This is a genomic window from Streptomyces sp. Root431 (assembly GCF_001426585.1).
Taxonomy (GTDB): Bacteria; Actinomycetota; Actinomycetes; order Streptomycetales; family Streptomycetaceae; genus Streptomyces; species Streptomyces stackebrandtii.
On the sequence record NZ_LMEI01000006.1, the window covers coordinates 625,162 to 640,106 of the forward strand.

A 14,945-nucleotide genomic window follows, 5' to 3' on the forward strand; every position below is an offset into this window, starting at 1 on the left:
CCTCCGTCTCAGGGAGACCAAGCAGTGCAATCCTCACGCATGAGGCGTGCCCTCTCGGCCGTCACCATGACGCTCCTCGCCCTCCTCTTCCTCCAACTCCCCGCCCCCCAGGCCTCCGCCGTCCCGAAGGCCGCCGCCGAACCGGCGTACAAGGTGCTGCTGTTCACCAAGACCGCCGCCGGCGCCTACCGCCACGACTCCATCGCGGCCGGCGTCGCGATGTTCCAGCAGCTCGCCACCGACAACGGCTTCCAGCTCGACCAGAGCGAGGACTCCGCCATCTTCACCTCGCCCGGCCTGAGCACCTACGACGCCGTCATCATGTTCCAGACCTCCGGCATGGTTTGGGACAACGACGCCGAACGCCAGGGCATGCAGAACTACGTGCGCAGCGGACGCGGTGTCATCGCCGTCCACAACGCCACCGACATGAACATCGACTCGGAGTTCCCCTGGTGGGACCAGGTCGTCATGGGCGGCGCGCACATGACCGCGCACTCCTCCATCGTCCAGGGCACGGCCAAGGTCGCCGACAAGGTGCACCCGTCGACCGCAGGACTCCCGGACCGCTGGGTGCGCGCAGAGGAGTGGTACAACTTCGACAAGAACGCGCGCGGCAACGTGCACGTCCTGGTCACCGCCGACGAGACCACCTACGACGCGGGCGGCGCCAAGATGGGCGCCGACCACCCCATCTCCTGGTGCCAGGTCGCCGAGGGCGGCAAGGTGTGGGCCACCGCGATGGGCCACCAGACCGCCTCGTACACCGAGCCCCTGTTCCGGCAGCACCTCCTCGGCGGCCTGCAGTGGGCCGCCGGCGCCGCGGCCGGCGACTGCGGCGGCACGGTCACCAACCGCTACCAGAAGGTCGCCCTCGACAGCGCGCCCGACCAGCCCATGGCCCTGGACGTCGCCGACGACGGCAAGGTCTTCTACATCTCCCGCTCCGGCTCCGTCCACGTCATCCACGAGCACGAGGGCGTCTCGGAGACCCACACCGCCGGCGTCCTGGACGTCTACGACGGCGGCGAGGACGGCGGGATCGGCCTGGCCCTCGACCCGGACTTCGTCACCAACCGCTGGATCTACCTGAACTACTCGCCCAAGGGCACGGCCGAGGTCAACCGCGTCTCCCGCTTCACCGTCAAGGCCGACGACACGCTGGACATGGCCAGTGAGAAGAAGGTCATCGAGGTCCCGGCCTACCGCGAGGTCGACGAGCCCGGCCACACCGGCGGCTACCTCGACTTCGGCCCCGGCGGCAACCTCTACATAGGCCCCGGCGACGACACCAACCCCTTCGCCTCCGACGGCTACGCCCCGATCGACGAGCGGCCGGGCCGGGAGCACTACGACGCCCAGCGCACCTCCTCCAACACCAACGACCTGCGCGGCAAGATCCTGCGCATCCACCCCGAGGCCGACGGCACGTACACCGTCCCGCAGGGCAACCTCTTCGCCGCGGGCACGGCCAAGACCCGTCCCGAGATCTACGCGATGGGCTTCCGCAACCCGTTCCGCTTCGCGGTCGACCCGGAGACCGGCTGGATCTCGCTCGGCGACTACGGCCCCGACGCCGGCGCCGCCAACCCCGACCGCGGCCCCGAGGGCACGGTCGAATGGAACCTGGTCAAGGAGCCCGGCTTCTACGGCTGGCCGTACTGCACCGGCGACAACACCCCCTTCAACGACTACGACTTCACCACCAACACCGCGGGCGCGAAGTTCGACTGCGCCGCACCGAAGAACGACTCGCCCAACAACACCGGTCTCACCGATCTGCCCGCCGCCAAGGCGGCCACGGTCTGGTACGACTACCATGCCTCGGCCCGCTTCCCCGAGCTCGGCAGCGGCGGCGGCGCCCCGATGGGCGGCCCGTTCTACCACTACGACGCGGCGAGCACGTCGGAGCGCAAGTTCCCCGCGTACTACGACAAGACGCCGTTCTTCTACGAGTGGAGCCGCAACACCGTCAAGGAGTTCCGCCTGGACGCCGAAGGCGGACTGCTGAAGATCAGCCCGCTGGTCGCCCAGATCGCCCCGCACGCCGCCATCGACATGAAGTTCGGCCCGGACGGCGCCATGTACCTCGCCGAGTGGGGGAACGGCTTCGGCCATTCCAACACCGACGACGGCATCTACCGGATCGACTACGTCGCAGGAAACCGGTCCCCGCTGGCCAAGGCGTCCGCGGCGCCGGACTCCGGCCGGGCCCCGCTCCCCGTCACCTTCTCCCCGGCGGGCTCGAGCGACCCCGACGGCGACGCCATCACGTACGCCTGGGACTTCGGCGACGGCGCCGGCTCCGCCGAGGAGAGCCCCACGCACACCTACGCCGCCAACGGGCAGTACACCGCCCGGCTGACGGTCCGCGACGCGGGCGGCAAGACCGCCACCGCCAACGTCCCCGTGACCGTGGGCAACACCCGCCCCAAGGTCACCTTCACCACTCCGCCCGACGGCAGCTTCATCCAGCTCGGTGACACCTTCGGCTACCAGGTGAAGGTCACCGATCCCGAGGACCGCAAGATCGACTGCTCCAAGGTCGTCGTGACCGCTGCGCTCGGCCACGACAGCCACAGCCACGACACCGGCCAGTTCACCGGCTGCACCGGAACCATCCAGACCAGCTCCTCCGGTCACGACGCCGACGCCAACACCTTCTTCGTCCTCTCCGCCGACTACACCGACGCGGGAGGCCTGAAGGGCACCACCAGCGTCACCCTCCAGCCCCGGCACAAGCAGGCCGAGTACGCCACGGCCAAGTCCGGGGTCCGGATCGTCGAGCAGGGCGGAGCCGAGGGCGGCAAGCGCATCGGCGACATCTCCGACGGCGACTGGATCGCCTTCACCCCGATGAACATGACCGGCATCGAGAAGGTGGGCTTCCGGGCGTCGGCCCCGTCGGCCGGCGGCGGCTCCATCGAACTGCGCGCCGGTTCGCCGACGGGCAAGCTCATCGCCACCACGCCCGTCCCGAGCACCGGTGGCTGGGACGACTACAAGAACCTCCCGCCGGTGAAGGTCACCGACCCGCGGGGCACCCACACCGTCTACGCGGTGTTCAGGCTCCCGGGGGCCGACTCCTTCGACCTGGACGCGCTCACCTTCCTGCGCCGGGGCGACGCCCCGCCGGTCGACCCGCCGGGTCCGGAGAACGGCGCCACGTACACCCTCACGAGCGTGTCCAGCGGCAAGCTGGTCGACGTGCGGTCCGCCTCCGGTGAGGACGGCGCGGCGGTCATCCAGTACACGGCGAACGGCGGCACCAACCAGCAGTGGAAGCTGACGGACGCCGGCGACGGAACGTTCCGGCTGGTCTCGGGGCTCAGCGCCAAGTGCCTGGAGGTGCCCGGCGACCAGGTGACGCAGGACGGCGCTCTCGCCCGGCAGTGGACGTGCGGCACCGGCGACAACCAGCGCTGGAAGCTGGCGTCGGCCGGAACGGGCGTCTACCGGGTCGTTTCGGCCGGCGGCGGCAAGTGCCTGGACGTCCCCGGGCAGTCCACCGACGACGACGTCCAGCTCATCCAGTGGACGTGCAACGGCGGCACCAACCAGCAGTGGAAGTTCACGAAGACCGGCTGATCGCGTCCCGCCGGACCGACCTGACCCGATCCGGCGGAACCTGATCCGCCCCTGGCCCGGTGCCCGCACATCCCGCGGGCGCCGGGCCCCCAGCGGCACCCCCGCTGCCCCCCTCGCCACCCCGTACGCGCGCCAGGAGTGACATCCCGATGACACGTCCGATCACCCTTTTCACCGGACAATGGGCCGACCTCCCCTTCGAGGAGGTGTGCCGGCTCGCCGCCGAGTGGGGCTACGACGGCCTCGAAATCGCCTGCTGGGGCGACCACTTCGAGGTCGACAAGGCCCTCGCCGACCCGGAGTACGTACCGAAGAAGCGCGCGGTGCTCGACCGGTACGGCCTGGGCGTCTGGGCGGTGTCCAACCACCTTGTCGGCCAGGCCGTCTGCGACCACCCGATCGACGTCCGCCACCGGGCCATCCTGCCCGCACGGCTCTGGGACGACGATCCCGAGCAGGTACGCCGGAACGCGGCCCGCGAGATGGCGGACACGGCCAGGGCCGCGGCCCTGCTCGGCGTCGACACCGTCGTCGGCTTCACCGGATCGTCGATCTGGCACACGGTCGCGATGTTCCCGCCGGTCCCGGCCGACGCGATCGACGCCGGATACCGCGACTTCGCCGACCGGTGGCACCCGATCCTCGACGTCTTCGAGGAGCACGGCGTCCGGTTCGCCCTGGAGGTCCACCCGAGCGAGATCGCCTACGACCACTGGACCACCCGGCGCACCCTGGACGCGATCGGCCACCGGCCATCGTTCGGTCTCAACTGGGACCCGTCCCACATGATGTGGCAGGACATCGACCCTGCCGCCTTCATCCTCGACTTCGCTGACCGCGTCTACCACGTGGACTGCAAGGACACGAAGATCCGCGCCCGCGACGGCCGCAGGGGCCGGCTCTCCTCGCACCTCCCCTGGGGCGACCCGCGCCGGGCCTGGGACTTCGTCTCCACCGGCCACGGGGACGTGCCGTGGGAGGAGTGCCTCCGTGCGCTGAACACCATCGGCTACACGGGCCCCCTCTCCGTCGAATGGGAGGACGCGGGCATGGACCGCCTGACCGGCGCCGCCGAGGCCGTGACCTTCCTCCGCCACCTGTCCCGCATCAGCCCCCCGGCCGCCTCTTTCGACGCCGCGTTCGACACGTCCGCCTCAGGAGCCGACCATGAGTGACACCGCGCGTGAAGCCGTGCAGGACGACGCCCGGGAGGGCACCCCGCAGGACTCCGGGCGGATCGGCGTCTGGCTGGTCGGTGCCCGCGGCTCGGTCGCCACCACGGCCACCGTCGGCGCCGCCGCCGTCTCCGCCGGGCTCGTCCCCCCGACCGGCATGGTCGCCCAGCTGCCGGAGTTCGCCCGCAGCGGGCTGCCCGCCCTGGACCGCCTCGTCTTCGGCGGACACGACGTCACCGAGACCCCGCTCCCGAAGCGGGCCGAGCAGCTGGCCGAGGCCGGGGCGTTCTCGCCGGCCCTGCTCGGCCCCGTCGCCGCCGCCCTGCACGCCGCCGACGCCGAGATCCGCACGGGCGTACGGAACGAGGCCGGCGGACCGCCGCAGGCCGTGACCGCCGCCGCGCTCGCCGCGGACCTGGCCGCCTTCCGCCGGAGCCACCGGCTCAGCCAGGTCGTCGTCGTGGACGTCTCCTCCACGGAACCGCCCGTCGTACCCCATCCCGCCCACGAGGACCCCGAAGCACTGGAACAGGCCCTCGCCACCGGGGGCGACGTCCTGCCGCCCAGCTCCCTCTACGCGTACGCCGCCCTGCGCGCCGGCTGCGCCCACATCGGCTTCACCCCGTCACCCGGCATGCGGATCCCGGCACTCCGCCGCCTCGCCGAGGACCTCGGCCTGCCGTACGCCGGAAGCGACGCGAAGACCGGCGAGACCCTCGTCCGGACGGCCCTCGCGCCGATGTTCGCCCACCGGGCCCTGCGCGTACGGTCCTGGTCCGGCACGAACCTGCTGGGCGGCGGCGACGGAGCCACCCTGGCCGACCCGGCGGCCGCCGCCAGCAAGAACGCCTCCAAGCGCGGCGGGCTCGCCGCCCTCCTGGGCCCGGGCGTCGAAGGGCTCACCCACATCGACTACGTGCCCACCATGGGGGAGCGGAAGACGGCCTGGGACCACATCGCCTTCGAGGGCTTCCTCGGCGCCTCGATGACGCTCCAGTTCACCTGGGACGGCTGGGACTCGGCCCTCGCCGCGCCCCTCGTCCTCGACCTCGTCCGGTTCCTCGCCCGCGCCCGGCAGGCGGGCGCCGCCGGACCGCAGGAACAGCTCGGCTTCTTCTTCAAGGACCCCGTCGGCCCGGAGGGGACCGTCCCCGACCACCGGCTCGTCACCCAGTTCGACCGACTGCGCGACTGGTACGCGGACGGCGCCCGATGACCGGCCCGCGCGCCCTCCTCGAACTCGTCAGAGCCCCGGCCGCGCTCACCGTCCCCGGCGACATCCTCGCCGGCGCCGCCGCGGCCGGCCGGCCCCTCCGGGGGAGCACCGCCAGCCTCGCCGCTGCCTCCGTATGCCTCTACTGGTCCGGCATGGCCCTCAACGACTACGCCGACCGGGACGTGGACGCCAAGGAACGCCCCGGGCGCCCGATTCCCTCCGGCCGGGTCACTCCCCGTACCGCCCTCGCCGTCGCCACCGCGCTCACCGGAGCCGGCCTCGCCCTCGCGGCGACGGCCGGGGGCCGGCGCGCCCTCGGCGTCGCCGTCCCGCTCGCCGCCACCGTCTGGGCGTACGACCTGCGCCTGAAGGACACCCCGTACGGCCCCGCCGCCATGGCCGCCGCGCGCGGCCTCGACGTCCTCATGGGCGCGGGTGCGGGTGCGGGTGCGGGCACCGGCGCTGGCACAGGCACCGGCACAGGAACCGGCGCGTGGCGCCGCGCGCTCCCCGCCGCCCTGACCGTCGCCGGCCACACGTACGCACTCACCACCGTGAGCCGCAAGGAGGTCGAGGGCGCCACCGCGTCGCTCCCCGCGGCCGCCCTCGCCACCTCCGTGGCCCTGAGCCTCACCACGGCCGCCTCCACCCCGGCCGGCACGGGCCGCGCCCGCCGCGCCACCACCACCGCGCTGCTCGGCGGCTACCTCGCCGCCGCCGGCCCCGCCCAGCTCCAGGCGGTCGCCCGCCCGGACGCCGCCCGCCTCCAGCGCGTCGTCGCCGCCGGCATCCACGCCCTCGTCCCGCTCCAGGCGGCACTGGCCGCACGCCACGGCTCCCCACGAGCCGTCCTGCCGCTCCTGGCCGCCTACCCCCTCGCCCGCCGGCTCTCCCGGAAGGTCTCCCCGACATGACCGCGCTGCGCTTCGGCTACGGCACCAACGGCCTCGCCAACCACCGCCTCGACGAGGCCCTGGAGGTCATCGCCGGACTGGGCTACTCGGGAGTCGCGCTCACCCTGGACCACGCCCACCTCGACCCGTACGACCCCGGCCTGCCCCAACGCCTCGCCCACACGCGCCGCAAGCTCGCCGCCCTCGGCCTCGGCGTCGTCGTGGAGACGGGGGCCCGCTACCTCCTCGACCCCTGGCACAAACACGCCCCCACCCTCCTCGACCCCGACCCCGCGCGCCGCGCCCACCGCCTCGACTTCCTCACCAGGGCCGTGCGGATCGCCGCCGAGCTCGACGCCGACGCCGTGTCGCTGTGGAGCGGCGTCCTCGGCCCCGACACCCCGCACGACCACGCCTGGGACCTGCTCGCCGACGGCTGCGCCGACCTCGTGGAGACCGCCCGCGCCGCCGGCGTACGGCTCGGCTTCGAACCCGAACCCGGCATGCTCGTCTCCGACCTGGCCGGGTACGAGCGCCTGCGGCACACCCTCGGCGACCCGGAGACCTTCGGCCTCACCCTGGACATCGGGCACTGCCAGTGCCTGGAGGCGGAGACCCCGGCCCAATGCGTCCGACGGGCCGCGCCCTGGCTGGTCAACGTCCAGATCGAGGACATGCGCCGGGGCGTCCACGACCACCTCGAATTCGGCGAGGGAGACGTGGACTTCCCGGCCGTCCTCGACGCACTGACCGAGATCGGATACCAGGGAATCGTCGGCGTCGAACTGCCCCGCCACAGCCACAGCGGCCCGCAGACCGCCCTCCGCTCCCTGAACGCACTGCGCGCCGCCTCCACCCCGCCCTGGACGAGCAAGGCACTCGACCGGCTCCGCTCCGACCCCGCCGCGATCACCACCCTGTTCCCGGTCGCCGCACGCGGCGGCGCACCCGTCCCCGGCGACGCCACCCGCACCCGACTGCTCCGGACCCTCCCCGCGCGCAACGCTGAACTGGGCGCGATCCTCACGGAGTTGTACGCATCCGGGGACGCCGCCGAACGGCTCGCCGTGCTCCGCGCCCTCCCCGTCCTCGACGCGGCCGGACACCTCGGCCCCCATGCCACGCCCCTGATCGAGGACGCCCTGCGCACCAACGACGCCCGGCTCGTCACGGCCGCCGTCGGACCGTACGCCGCCCGCCACCTGGGTCAGGGCCAGTGGCGCCAGGCCGTCCTCAAGTGCGTCTTCCTCGGCGTCCCCCTCGACGCCGTGGCCGGCCTCGACCGGCGCGGCGACCCCGAACTCACCCGCATGCTGGCGGACTTCGCCGAGGAACGCACCGCCGCGGGAAGAGCCGTACCCGACGACGTACGCGAACGGCTCGACGCGCCGCCCACCCCCGACGCCCTGCCGGCCGACGCCCGAGCCTGACCCGCCCGAAAGGAGAAGCCATGCGCATCTTCGACCCGCACATCCACATGAGCTCCCGCACCACGGACGACTACCGGGCGATGCACACGGCCGGCGTACGGGCCGTCGTGGAACCCGCCTTCTGGCTCGGCCAGCCGCGCACCTCGGCCGCCAGCTTCCGCGACTACTTCGACGCCCTGCTCGGCTGGGAGCCGTACCGCGCCGCCCAGTACGGCATCCGGCACTTCTGCGCGCTGGCCCTCAACCCCAAGGAGGCCAACGACCCCCGCTGCGTACCGATCCTCGACGACCTGCCCCGCTACCTGCTCAAGGACAACGTCGTCGCCGTCGGCGAGATCGGCTTCGACTCGATGACCGACGCCGAGGAGCACGCCTTCACCGTCCAGCTCGCCCTCGCCGACACCCACGGCCTCCCGGCCCTCGTCCACACCCCGCACCGCGACAAGGCCGTCGGCACCTCCCGCACGCTGGAGCTCGTACGGGCCTCCGGCATCGCCCCCGGCAGGGTCCTGATCGACCATCTCAACGAGGTGACCGTGCCGCTCGTCGCCGACTCCGGCTGCTGGATGGGCTTCTCGATCTACCCCGACACCAAGATGGACCCCGACCGGATGGTCCGCATCCTCCAGGAGTACGGAACCTCCCGGATGCTCGTCAACTCGGCCGCCGACTGGGGCCACAGCGACCCGCTGCGCACGGCGGCCACCGCCTTCGCGATGCGCTCGGCAGGCTTCACCGACGAGGACGTCGAACAGGTCCTCTGGCACAACCCGGTGGCCTTCTACGCCCAGAGCGGTCGCTTCGACCTCGAAGCCGACGACGAGGCGGCCCGCCCGTCCGACGCCACGGACTTCGCCGGCAACTCCGTCCGCAGGGGCGGAAGCTGATGCGCCTGCGCCACCGCGGCGGCGACCTCGTCCACCTCGCCTACTGCACCAACGTGCACCCGGCCGAGGACCTGCACGGGATCCTGGCCCAGCTCGACACCTACGCCGTCGCCGTACGGGACCACCTGGGCGCGGACCGGCTCGGCATCGGCCTCTGGCTCGCCCACCGCGTCGCCGCCGGCCTGGCGGCCGACCCGGACGCGACCCTCCGGCTGCGCGCCGAACTCACCCGGCGCGGCCTGGAGGTCGTCACCCTCAACGGCTTCCCGTACGAGGGCTTCCACCAGCCGGTGGTCAAACACGCCGTCTACCGTCCCGACTGGTCGGAGCGGGCCCGCCCGGAGCACACGGCGAACCTCGCGCGGGTCCTCGCCCTGCTGCTGCCCGACGACGTCACCACCGGCAGCGTCTCCACGCTCCCGTTCGGCTGGCGCACCGGCTGGACCGGGGAACACCAGGACCGGGCCCGACGGCACGTGGACGCACTCGGCCGCGAGCTCGCCGAGCTCCGCCACAGGACGGGCCGCACGATCAGGATCGCCTTCGAACCGGAACCGGGGTGCGTCGTCGAGACGACCGCACAGGCCGTCCGCCACCTCCAGGGCATGGACCAGGGCCACTTCGGCCTCTGCCTGGACGTCTGCCACCTCGCCGTCGCCTTCGAGGACCCCCGTCAGGCCCTGGCGCGGCTCGCGCGGGCAGGCATCGAGGTGGTCAAGGCGCAGGTCTCCTGCGCCCTGCACGCGGAGACACCCGCCGACCCCGAGGTACGCCGGGCCCTCGGCGCCTTCGACGAGCCCCGGTTCCTCCACCAGACCCGCAGGGCGGGCACCCCGGCCCCAGGCGTCGACGACCTGCCCGAGGCGCTGGGCGGCGCGGGGGATCTGAGCGGTGCGGAGGCGGCCCTGAGCGGTGCGGAGGCCCTGAACAGGGACGCGCCGTGGCGCTCCCACTTCCACATCCCCGTGCACGCCGATCCCGCGCCTCCGCTGACCAGCACCCGGCCGGTGCTCCGGGAGACCCTGGCCGCCCTGCTCACGCCCGACCGGCCGCGTACCACGCACCTCGAAGTGGAGACGTACACCTGGTCCGTGCTGCCCGAGCCGCCGCGCGACGAGAAGGAGCTGGCGGCGGGCATCGCCGCCGAACTCGACTGGACGAGAAGGGAACTCCTCGCACTGGGCCTCACCGAACCGACCACAGAGGCCTCGTCCCCGGCCCCGACCCCGCACCCGATCAGGAGCTCGTCATGAGTGTCGTCGTCCTCGATGTCGTCGGGCTCACCCCGCGCACCCTCGCCCACATGCCCCGCCTCCGCGCCGTCGCCGACACCGGCTTCACCGCACGGCTGGACACGGTCCTCCCCGCGGTCACCTGCTCGGTCCAGTCGACCTTCCTGACCGGAGAACCGCCCACCGGGCACGGCATCGTCGGCAACGGCTGGTACGACCGCGACATGGGCGAAGTGGCCTTCTGGCGCCAGCACAACCGGCTCGTCGGCGGCGAGAAGGTCTGGCAGACCGCGCGCCGCACCCACCCCGGCCTCACCGTGGCGAACATCTGCTGGTGGTACGCGATGGGCGCCGACGTCGACATCACCGTCACCCCCCGCCCCGTCTACCACTACGACGGCCGCAAGTCCCCCGACTGCTACACCCGCCCGCCCGAACTGCGCGACGAACTCACCGCGGAACTGGGCACCTTCCCCCTCTTCCACTACTGGGGACCCAAGGCGGGCCTCGCGTCCTCGCGCTGGATCATCGACGCCGCCCGCCGCGTCCTCGACCGGCACGACCCGGACCTGACCCTCGTCTACGTACCGCACCTCGACTACGACCTCCAGCGGTACGGCCCCGAGTCGCCCCGGGCCCGCGAGGCCGCCCGGGAGCTCGACGCGGCCCTGGCCCCCCTGCTCACCGAGACGCTCGCCCGGGGAGCCACGATCGTCGCGCTCTCCGAGTACGGCATCACCCAGGTCAGCCGCCCCGTCGACATCAACCGCGCCCTGCGCCGGGCCGGCCTCCTGAACGTCCACCGCCAGCAGGGCATGGAGTACCTGGACCCGTGGACTTCGCGCGCCTTCGCCGTCGCCGACCACCAGATCGCCCACGTCTACGTGGCCGACCCGGGGGACGTGCCGCGCGTCCGGGAGGTGCTCCGGGAGCTCGACGGCGTCGAGGAGGTCCTGGACCGAGAGGCCCAGGCCAAGCACGGCCTCGACCACGCCCGCTCCGGCGAGCTGGTCGCCGTCGCCGCGGCCGACAGCTGGTTCACGTACTACTACTGGCTGGACGACGCCCACGCCCCCGACTTCGCCCGGGGCGTGGAGATCCACCGCAAGCCCGGCTACGACCCCGCCGAGCTGTTCTTCGACCCCGCCGACCCTCTGGTGATGGCGCGGGCCGCGGTCTCCCTGGCCAAGCTGAAGCTCGGCATCCGCGGCACCATGTCCGTCGTCCCGACGGACCCGTCCTGCGTGCGCGGCAGCCACGGCCGCCTCCCCGACGACCCCGCCGACGCGCCCGTACTGCTCTGCTCCGCACCCGAACCCGCGCGCGAGCGCTATCGCGCCACCGAGGTCAAGGAGTTGCTCCTCTCCTGCCTGGCCGACACCACGAGGTGACCTCAAGGAAGCGGGCGTCAACCTGCCGACGATCAGGGTGACGCCCGCTGACCTGCCGCTCTCCGCTCCGGACGCTTGCCATCCGGCAAAGGTGCGCTAGGTACGACTCGGTTGGATTTCCCGACCGTCGGACCGATCAAGAGGAGCCGTAGCGCGTCATGAAGGACCACCGCTCGATCCCCACCGCTCCCCGAGCGCTGCCCCTGCTCGGGCACGTCGTGCCACTGCTGCGGGATCCGCTGGCGTTCTTGAACTCGCTGCCCGCCGCAGGGGAGTTGGTACGCATCCGGCTCGGCCCCCTCGCCATGATCGTGATCTGCGACCCGGAACTGACCCGGCAGGCGCTGCTGGACGACCGCGTCTTCGACAAGGGCGGCCCGCTCTACGACCGCCTGCGCGAAGTGATCGGCAACGGCGTGGTCTCCTGTCCGCATCAGGCCCACCGCCGGCTGCGGCGGCTGTCCCAGCCCGCCTTCCACCAGGCCCGGCTTCCGGACTACGCGCAGGCGATGACCACCTGCGTCCAGGAGGCGGCCGATTCCTGGAGCCCCGGCCAAGTACTCGACGTACCCGCCGAGATGATGATGGCCAGCACCAGGATCATCACCGCCACCCTGTTCTCCGACGCCCTGCCCGCGACCGCCCACGGACAGCTCGTCGACGACGTCACCACCGTGGTCAAGAGCCTCTACCAGCGGATGTTCCTGATCCCCCCGCTGGACCGACTGCCCACCCCCGGCAACCGCGCCCACGTCGCCGCCCGCGCCCGCCTGCACGGCACCGTCGAGCGCGTCATCGCCGAGCGCCGCGCCGACGGCGCCGACTACGGTGACCTGCTCTCGGCCCTGGTGGCGGCGCACGACCCCGAGGACGACCGCCCCGGCATGACCAGCGCCGAGATCAGCGACACGATCGTCTCCTTCGTGCTGGCCGGCATCGAGAGCACCGCCGCCACGCTGTCCTCGGTACTGGACCTGCTGGCCCGACACCCCGAAGTCGAGCGGCGGCTGCACGACGAGCTCGACACCGTCCTGGGCGGTGCGCCGCCCACGTACGCCGACCTGCCGCGTCTCGAACTGACGGAGCGCATCGTCACCGAGACCCTCCGGCTACGCCCGCCGGGCTGGTTCTTCACCCGCGTGGTCACCGCCGACACGGAGCTCGGCGGGTACCGGCTGCCGGCCGGGACGAGCGTCGCGTACAGCCCCTACCTCATCCACCACCGGCCCGACCTCTACCGCGATCCCGAAACCTTCGACCCCGACCGCTGGACCTCCCCGCACCCCCAACCGCCCCGCCACGCCTTCCTCCCCTTCGCCGCGGGCGCCCGGAAGTGCATCGGCGACACGTTCAGCATGATCGAGAGCACCCTCGCCCTCGCGACGATCGCCACACGCTGGCGCCTGGAGCACGTGTCCGGCCACCGAGGCCGCCTCGCCGCGGCCGTCACGCTCGAACTCCGCGACCTCCGGATGCAGGCGACCCCACGCACCGCGGCGCTTCACGGCCAGACGCGAATGTCGTAGCACTCGGGCCCGCCGACGCCCCTCGCCGGGCGCCGCCACACCCGCACCTGGTGCTCGCCCTCGTCGGGCAGCACCAGGACGGGTCCGGGCTCCCGCCCCTCCACGTTGACGAGAGCAAGCTCTCTGTCGGGCGCCACGATGCGGCTCGTGCCCAGCAGCTTGCCGGGCCCGTCCGGCGCGGGCCCCTCCCAGACCGACAGCGCGACGGCGACATGCCCCGCGGAAGCGAGCGTGGGGATGCCGATCGCCTCTCCGTTCCCCGTCAGGGAGTCGCCTTCGGGGATGGCGCTCACGATGCCGGCGCCGGGTCCGTCGCCGGCGACGAGCCAGAACTCGCCGTGAGACACCCGCAAGACGTCGAACACCACGTCCCAGGGCTGGGCGTGGGGGAAGAGGTCTTCGCCGGTGAAAGCCGTCTCGGGACGCATGGCCGCTACCGTAGCGCCCGGCTGCTCGCTGCGAATCGTCACAAGTACCGGATGGCCGGCGGCGTTCGTACGGTCTCGGGTTCCGCCGACTCTTCCTCCGGCATCTCGGTCTCCTCGGTCTCCTCGGTGGCGCGCGGGGGCTGGGGCAGGTTCTGGAACGGCAGCCACGTCCGGTGCTTCGTGTCCGTGTCGCAGCACTCGTCGTAGCGGACGCCGACCTTGAAGTCGGTCGCCTTGACGGTCTCGGGGAACGTGGCGTCGAGGCGACAGCTCATGATCAGCGTGCCCCGCGAGGGGAAGTTGGTTCCGTCGCCGTCGTTCCGGAGTTCCTCGCAGCCGCTGTAGAACGACCCGGCGGAGAGCTCACAGAGACCGACGCCTTCCAGGGGCAGGCAGTCGGGGAATCGCGACGGCTTGACGAAGAAATTGAAGCCGTAATTGTGCCCCACCCACAGGCTGTTGGGAGAAGGGATCTCCGGACGACGGTCGTCCGTCGCCGTCATCTGCACGGTCAGCGTGACGTGTACTTCGCCCGGCTTGTCGTACTGGCCGCCATCACCGTTGACGTCCTTGGAGAACCCGCGCCAGGCGTACCCGTAACGCCAGTCGTCGATGGTGACCGCGGTGAGCTCGGGCGTGATCGGCTTCGGTGACGGAGGCGGTGTCGTCTCCGGCGCGGGCGGTGCGGGGCTGGGGCTGGGACTGGAGCCGGGCGTGGGGGCCTCCTGCGCGGCCGTTTCCCTGTCCGTGACCGGCGGCTTCGCGTCGGCGATCTGCCCGGACGGGACGGCGCACGCGGTGGCGGTCACGAGCATGGCGACGGCCGCGAGGAAGCGGTGACGCACGATGACCCTCCTGATGACGTGCTTGCGGTGCACGAAGGGTAGCGATCCCGAGGTGGGTTGGGTCCGTTAACGGAGAAATGGGCTCTTCACGTCAGCTCGGGAGTTGACGGAAGATGATCTCTCTTCACGGACTCGGACTCGGACGTGCTGCGGCCGGCACGGAAATCACTTCGCCCCACCGCGGTGCGACCGAGTGAGGCAATCGCTCGACGACACCGCCGGGTTGGACTCCGCGGACTGAGAGGCGTACGACGGCGACAACGGAACCTCCCTGTGCTCAGCCCACTCGCATTGCCGAGCTACCAGGAGGCCCCGTCTTCATGCGTCGGCGCCG

The 14,945-nt window shown here is 72.3% G+C and carries 11 protein-coding genes and 1 pseudogene; 10 read left to right on the forward strand and 2 right to left on the reverse strand.

Annotated elements, in window-relative coordinates:
- Window positions 1–39 precede the first annotated feature (39 nt).
- From ASC82_RS07110 to ASC82_RS07150, 10 genes and pseudogenes are all read left to right on the forward strand, one after another.
- On the forward strand, window positions 40–3,588 hold the full coding sequence (locus ASC82_RS07110; RefSeq protein ID WP_056643102.1) for a ThuA domain-containing protein: 3,549 nt from the start codon (window positions 40–42) through the stop codon (window positions 3,586–3,588).
- A gap of 149 nt (window positions 3,589–3,737) precedes the next feature.
- A complete protein-coding gene (locus ASC82_RS07115) occupies window positions 3,738–4,763 on the forward strand; it encodes a sugar phosphate isomerase/epimerase family protein (RefSeq protein ID WP_056643105.1) in 1,026 nt (341 codons plus the stop codon).
- Entirely contained in the window at window positions 4,756–5,979 is a 1,224-nt protein-coding gene (locus tag ASC82_RS07120) for an inositol-3-phosphate synthase (RefSeq protein ID WP_107105840.1), read from the forward strand. Before ASC82_RS07115 ends, ASC82_RS07120 begins: the two co-directional genes overlap by 8 nt.
- The gene (locus tag ASC82_RS07125; RefSeq protein ID WP_056643107.1) at window positions 5,976–6,893 is read left to right on the forward strand and encodes an SCO3242 family prenyltransferase; all 918 of its coding nucleotides are present in this window, start codon (window positions 5,976–5,978) and stop codon (window positions 6,891–6,893) included. Before ASC82_RS07120 ends, ASC82_RS07125 begins: the two co-directional genes overlap by 4 nt.
- Window positions 6,890–7,723: pseudogene (locus ASC82_RS30970) on the forward strand (sugar phosphate isomerase/epimerase family protein); the annotation flags it as partial. The gene ASC82_RS07125 and the pseudogene ASC82_RS30970, both read left to right, overlap by 4 nt.
- 66 nt (window positions 7,724–7,789) lie before the next feature.
- Window positions 7,790–8,302 (forward strand): EboA domain-containing protein, encoded by a 513-nt coding sequence (locus ASC82_RS30975; RefSeq protein WP_277914778.1) that lies wholly within the window; start codon window positions 7,790–7,792, stop codon window positions 8,300–8,302.
- A gap of 20 nt (window positions 8,303–8,322) precedes the next feature.
- On the forward strand, window positions 8,323–9,189 hold the full coding sequence (locus tag ASC82_RS07135; protein WP_056643111.1) for a TatD family hydrolase: 867 nt from the start codon (window positions 8,323–8,325) through the stop codon (window positions 9,187–9,189).
- On the forward strand, window positions 9,189–10,442 hold the full coding sequence (gene eboE / locus ASC82_RS07140) for a metabolite traffic protein EboE (protein ID WP_056643116.1): 1,254 nt from the start codon (window positions 9,189–9,191) through the stop codon (window positions 10,440–10,442). The genes ASC82_RS07135 and eboE overlap by 1 nt, the downstream gene beginning before the upstream one ends.
- The gene (locus ASC82_RS07145; RefSeq protein WP_056643119.1) at window positions 10,439–11,812 is read left to right on the forward strand and encodes a nucleotide pyrophosphatase/phosphodiesterase family protein; all 1,374 of its coding nucleotides are present in this window, start codon (window positions 10,439–10,441) and stop codon (window positions 11,810–11,812) included. The genes eboE and ASC82_RS07145 overlap by 4 nt, the downstream gene beginning before the upstream one ends.
- A gap of 158 nt (window positions 11,813–11,970) precedes the next feature.
- The gene (locus ASC82_RS07150) at window positions 11,971–13,338 is read left to right on the forward strand and encodes a cytochrome P450 (RefSeq protein WP_056643122.1); all 1,368 of its coding nucleotides are present in this window, start codon (window positions 11,971–11,973) and stop codon (window positions 13,336–13,338) included.
- Here ASC82_RS07150 and ASC82_RS07155 read toward each other — a convergent pair.
- Together ASC82_RS07155 and ASC82_RS07160 are read right to left on the reverse strand one after the other, a co-directional pair.
- Complete coding sequence (locus ASC82_RS07155) at window positions 13,314–13,766, reverse strand: hypothetical protein (RefSeq protein ID WP_157863449.1); 453 nt, start codon at window positions 13,764–13,766, stop codon at window positions 13,314–13,316. The genes ASC82_RS07150 and ASC82_RS07155 overlap by 25 nt on opposite strands.
- Before the next feature lie 38 nt (window positions 13,767–13,804).
- A complete protein-coding gene (locus tag ASC82_RS07160) occupies window positions 13,805–14,611 on the reverse strand; it encodes a hypothetical protein (protein ID WP_157863450.1) in 807 nt (268 codons plus the stop codon).
- Window positions 14,612–14,945 lie beyond the last annotated feature (334 nt).

Excerpts from the sequence above, each read along its gene's own strand:
- ASC82_RS07150 (WP_056643122.1), top strand. The coding sequence starts at position 11,971 with ATGAAGGACCACCGCTCGATCCCCACCGCTCCCCGAGCGCTGCCCCTG.
- ASC82_RS07110 (WP_056643102.1), top strand. The coding sequence starts at position 40 with ATGAGGCGTGCCCTCTCGGCCGTCACCATGACGCTCCTCGCCCTCCTC.
- ASC82_RS07115 (WP_056643105.1), top strand. The coding sequence starts at position 3,738 with ATGACACGTCCGATCACCCTTTTCACCGGACAATGGGCCGACCTCCCC.
- ASC82_RS07145 (WP_056643119.1), top strand. The coding sequence starts at position 10,439 with ATGAGTGTCGTCGTCCTCGATGTCGTCGGGCTCACCCCGCGCACCCTC.
- eboE (WP_056643116.1), top strand. The coding sequence starts at position 9,189 with ATGCGCCTGCGCCACCGCGGCGGCGACCTCGTCCACCTCGCCTACTGC.
- ASC82_RS07125 (WP_056643107.1), top strand. The coding sequence starts at position 5,976 with ATGACCGGCCCGCGCGCCCTCCTCGAACTCGTCAGAGCCCCGGCCGCG.
- ASC82_RS07120 (WP_107105840.1), top strand. The coding sequence starts at position 4,756 with ATGAGTGACACCGCGCGTGAAGCCGTGCAGGACGACGCCCGGGAGGGC.
- ASC82_RS07155 (WP_157863449.1), bottom strand. The coding sequence starts at position 13,766 with ATGCGTCCCGAGACGGCTTTCACCGGCGAAGACCTCTTCCCCCACGCC.
- ASC82_RS07135 (WP_056643111.1), top strand. The coding sequence starts at position 8,323 with ATGCGCATCTTCGACCCGCACATCCACATGAGCTCCCGCACCACGGAC.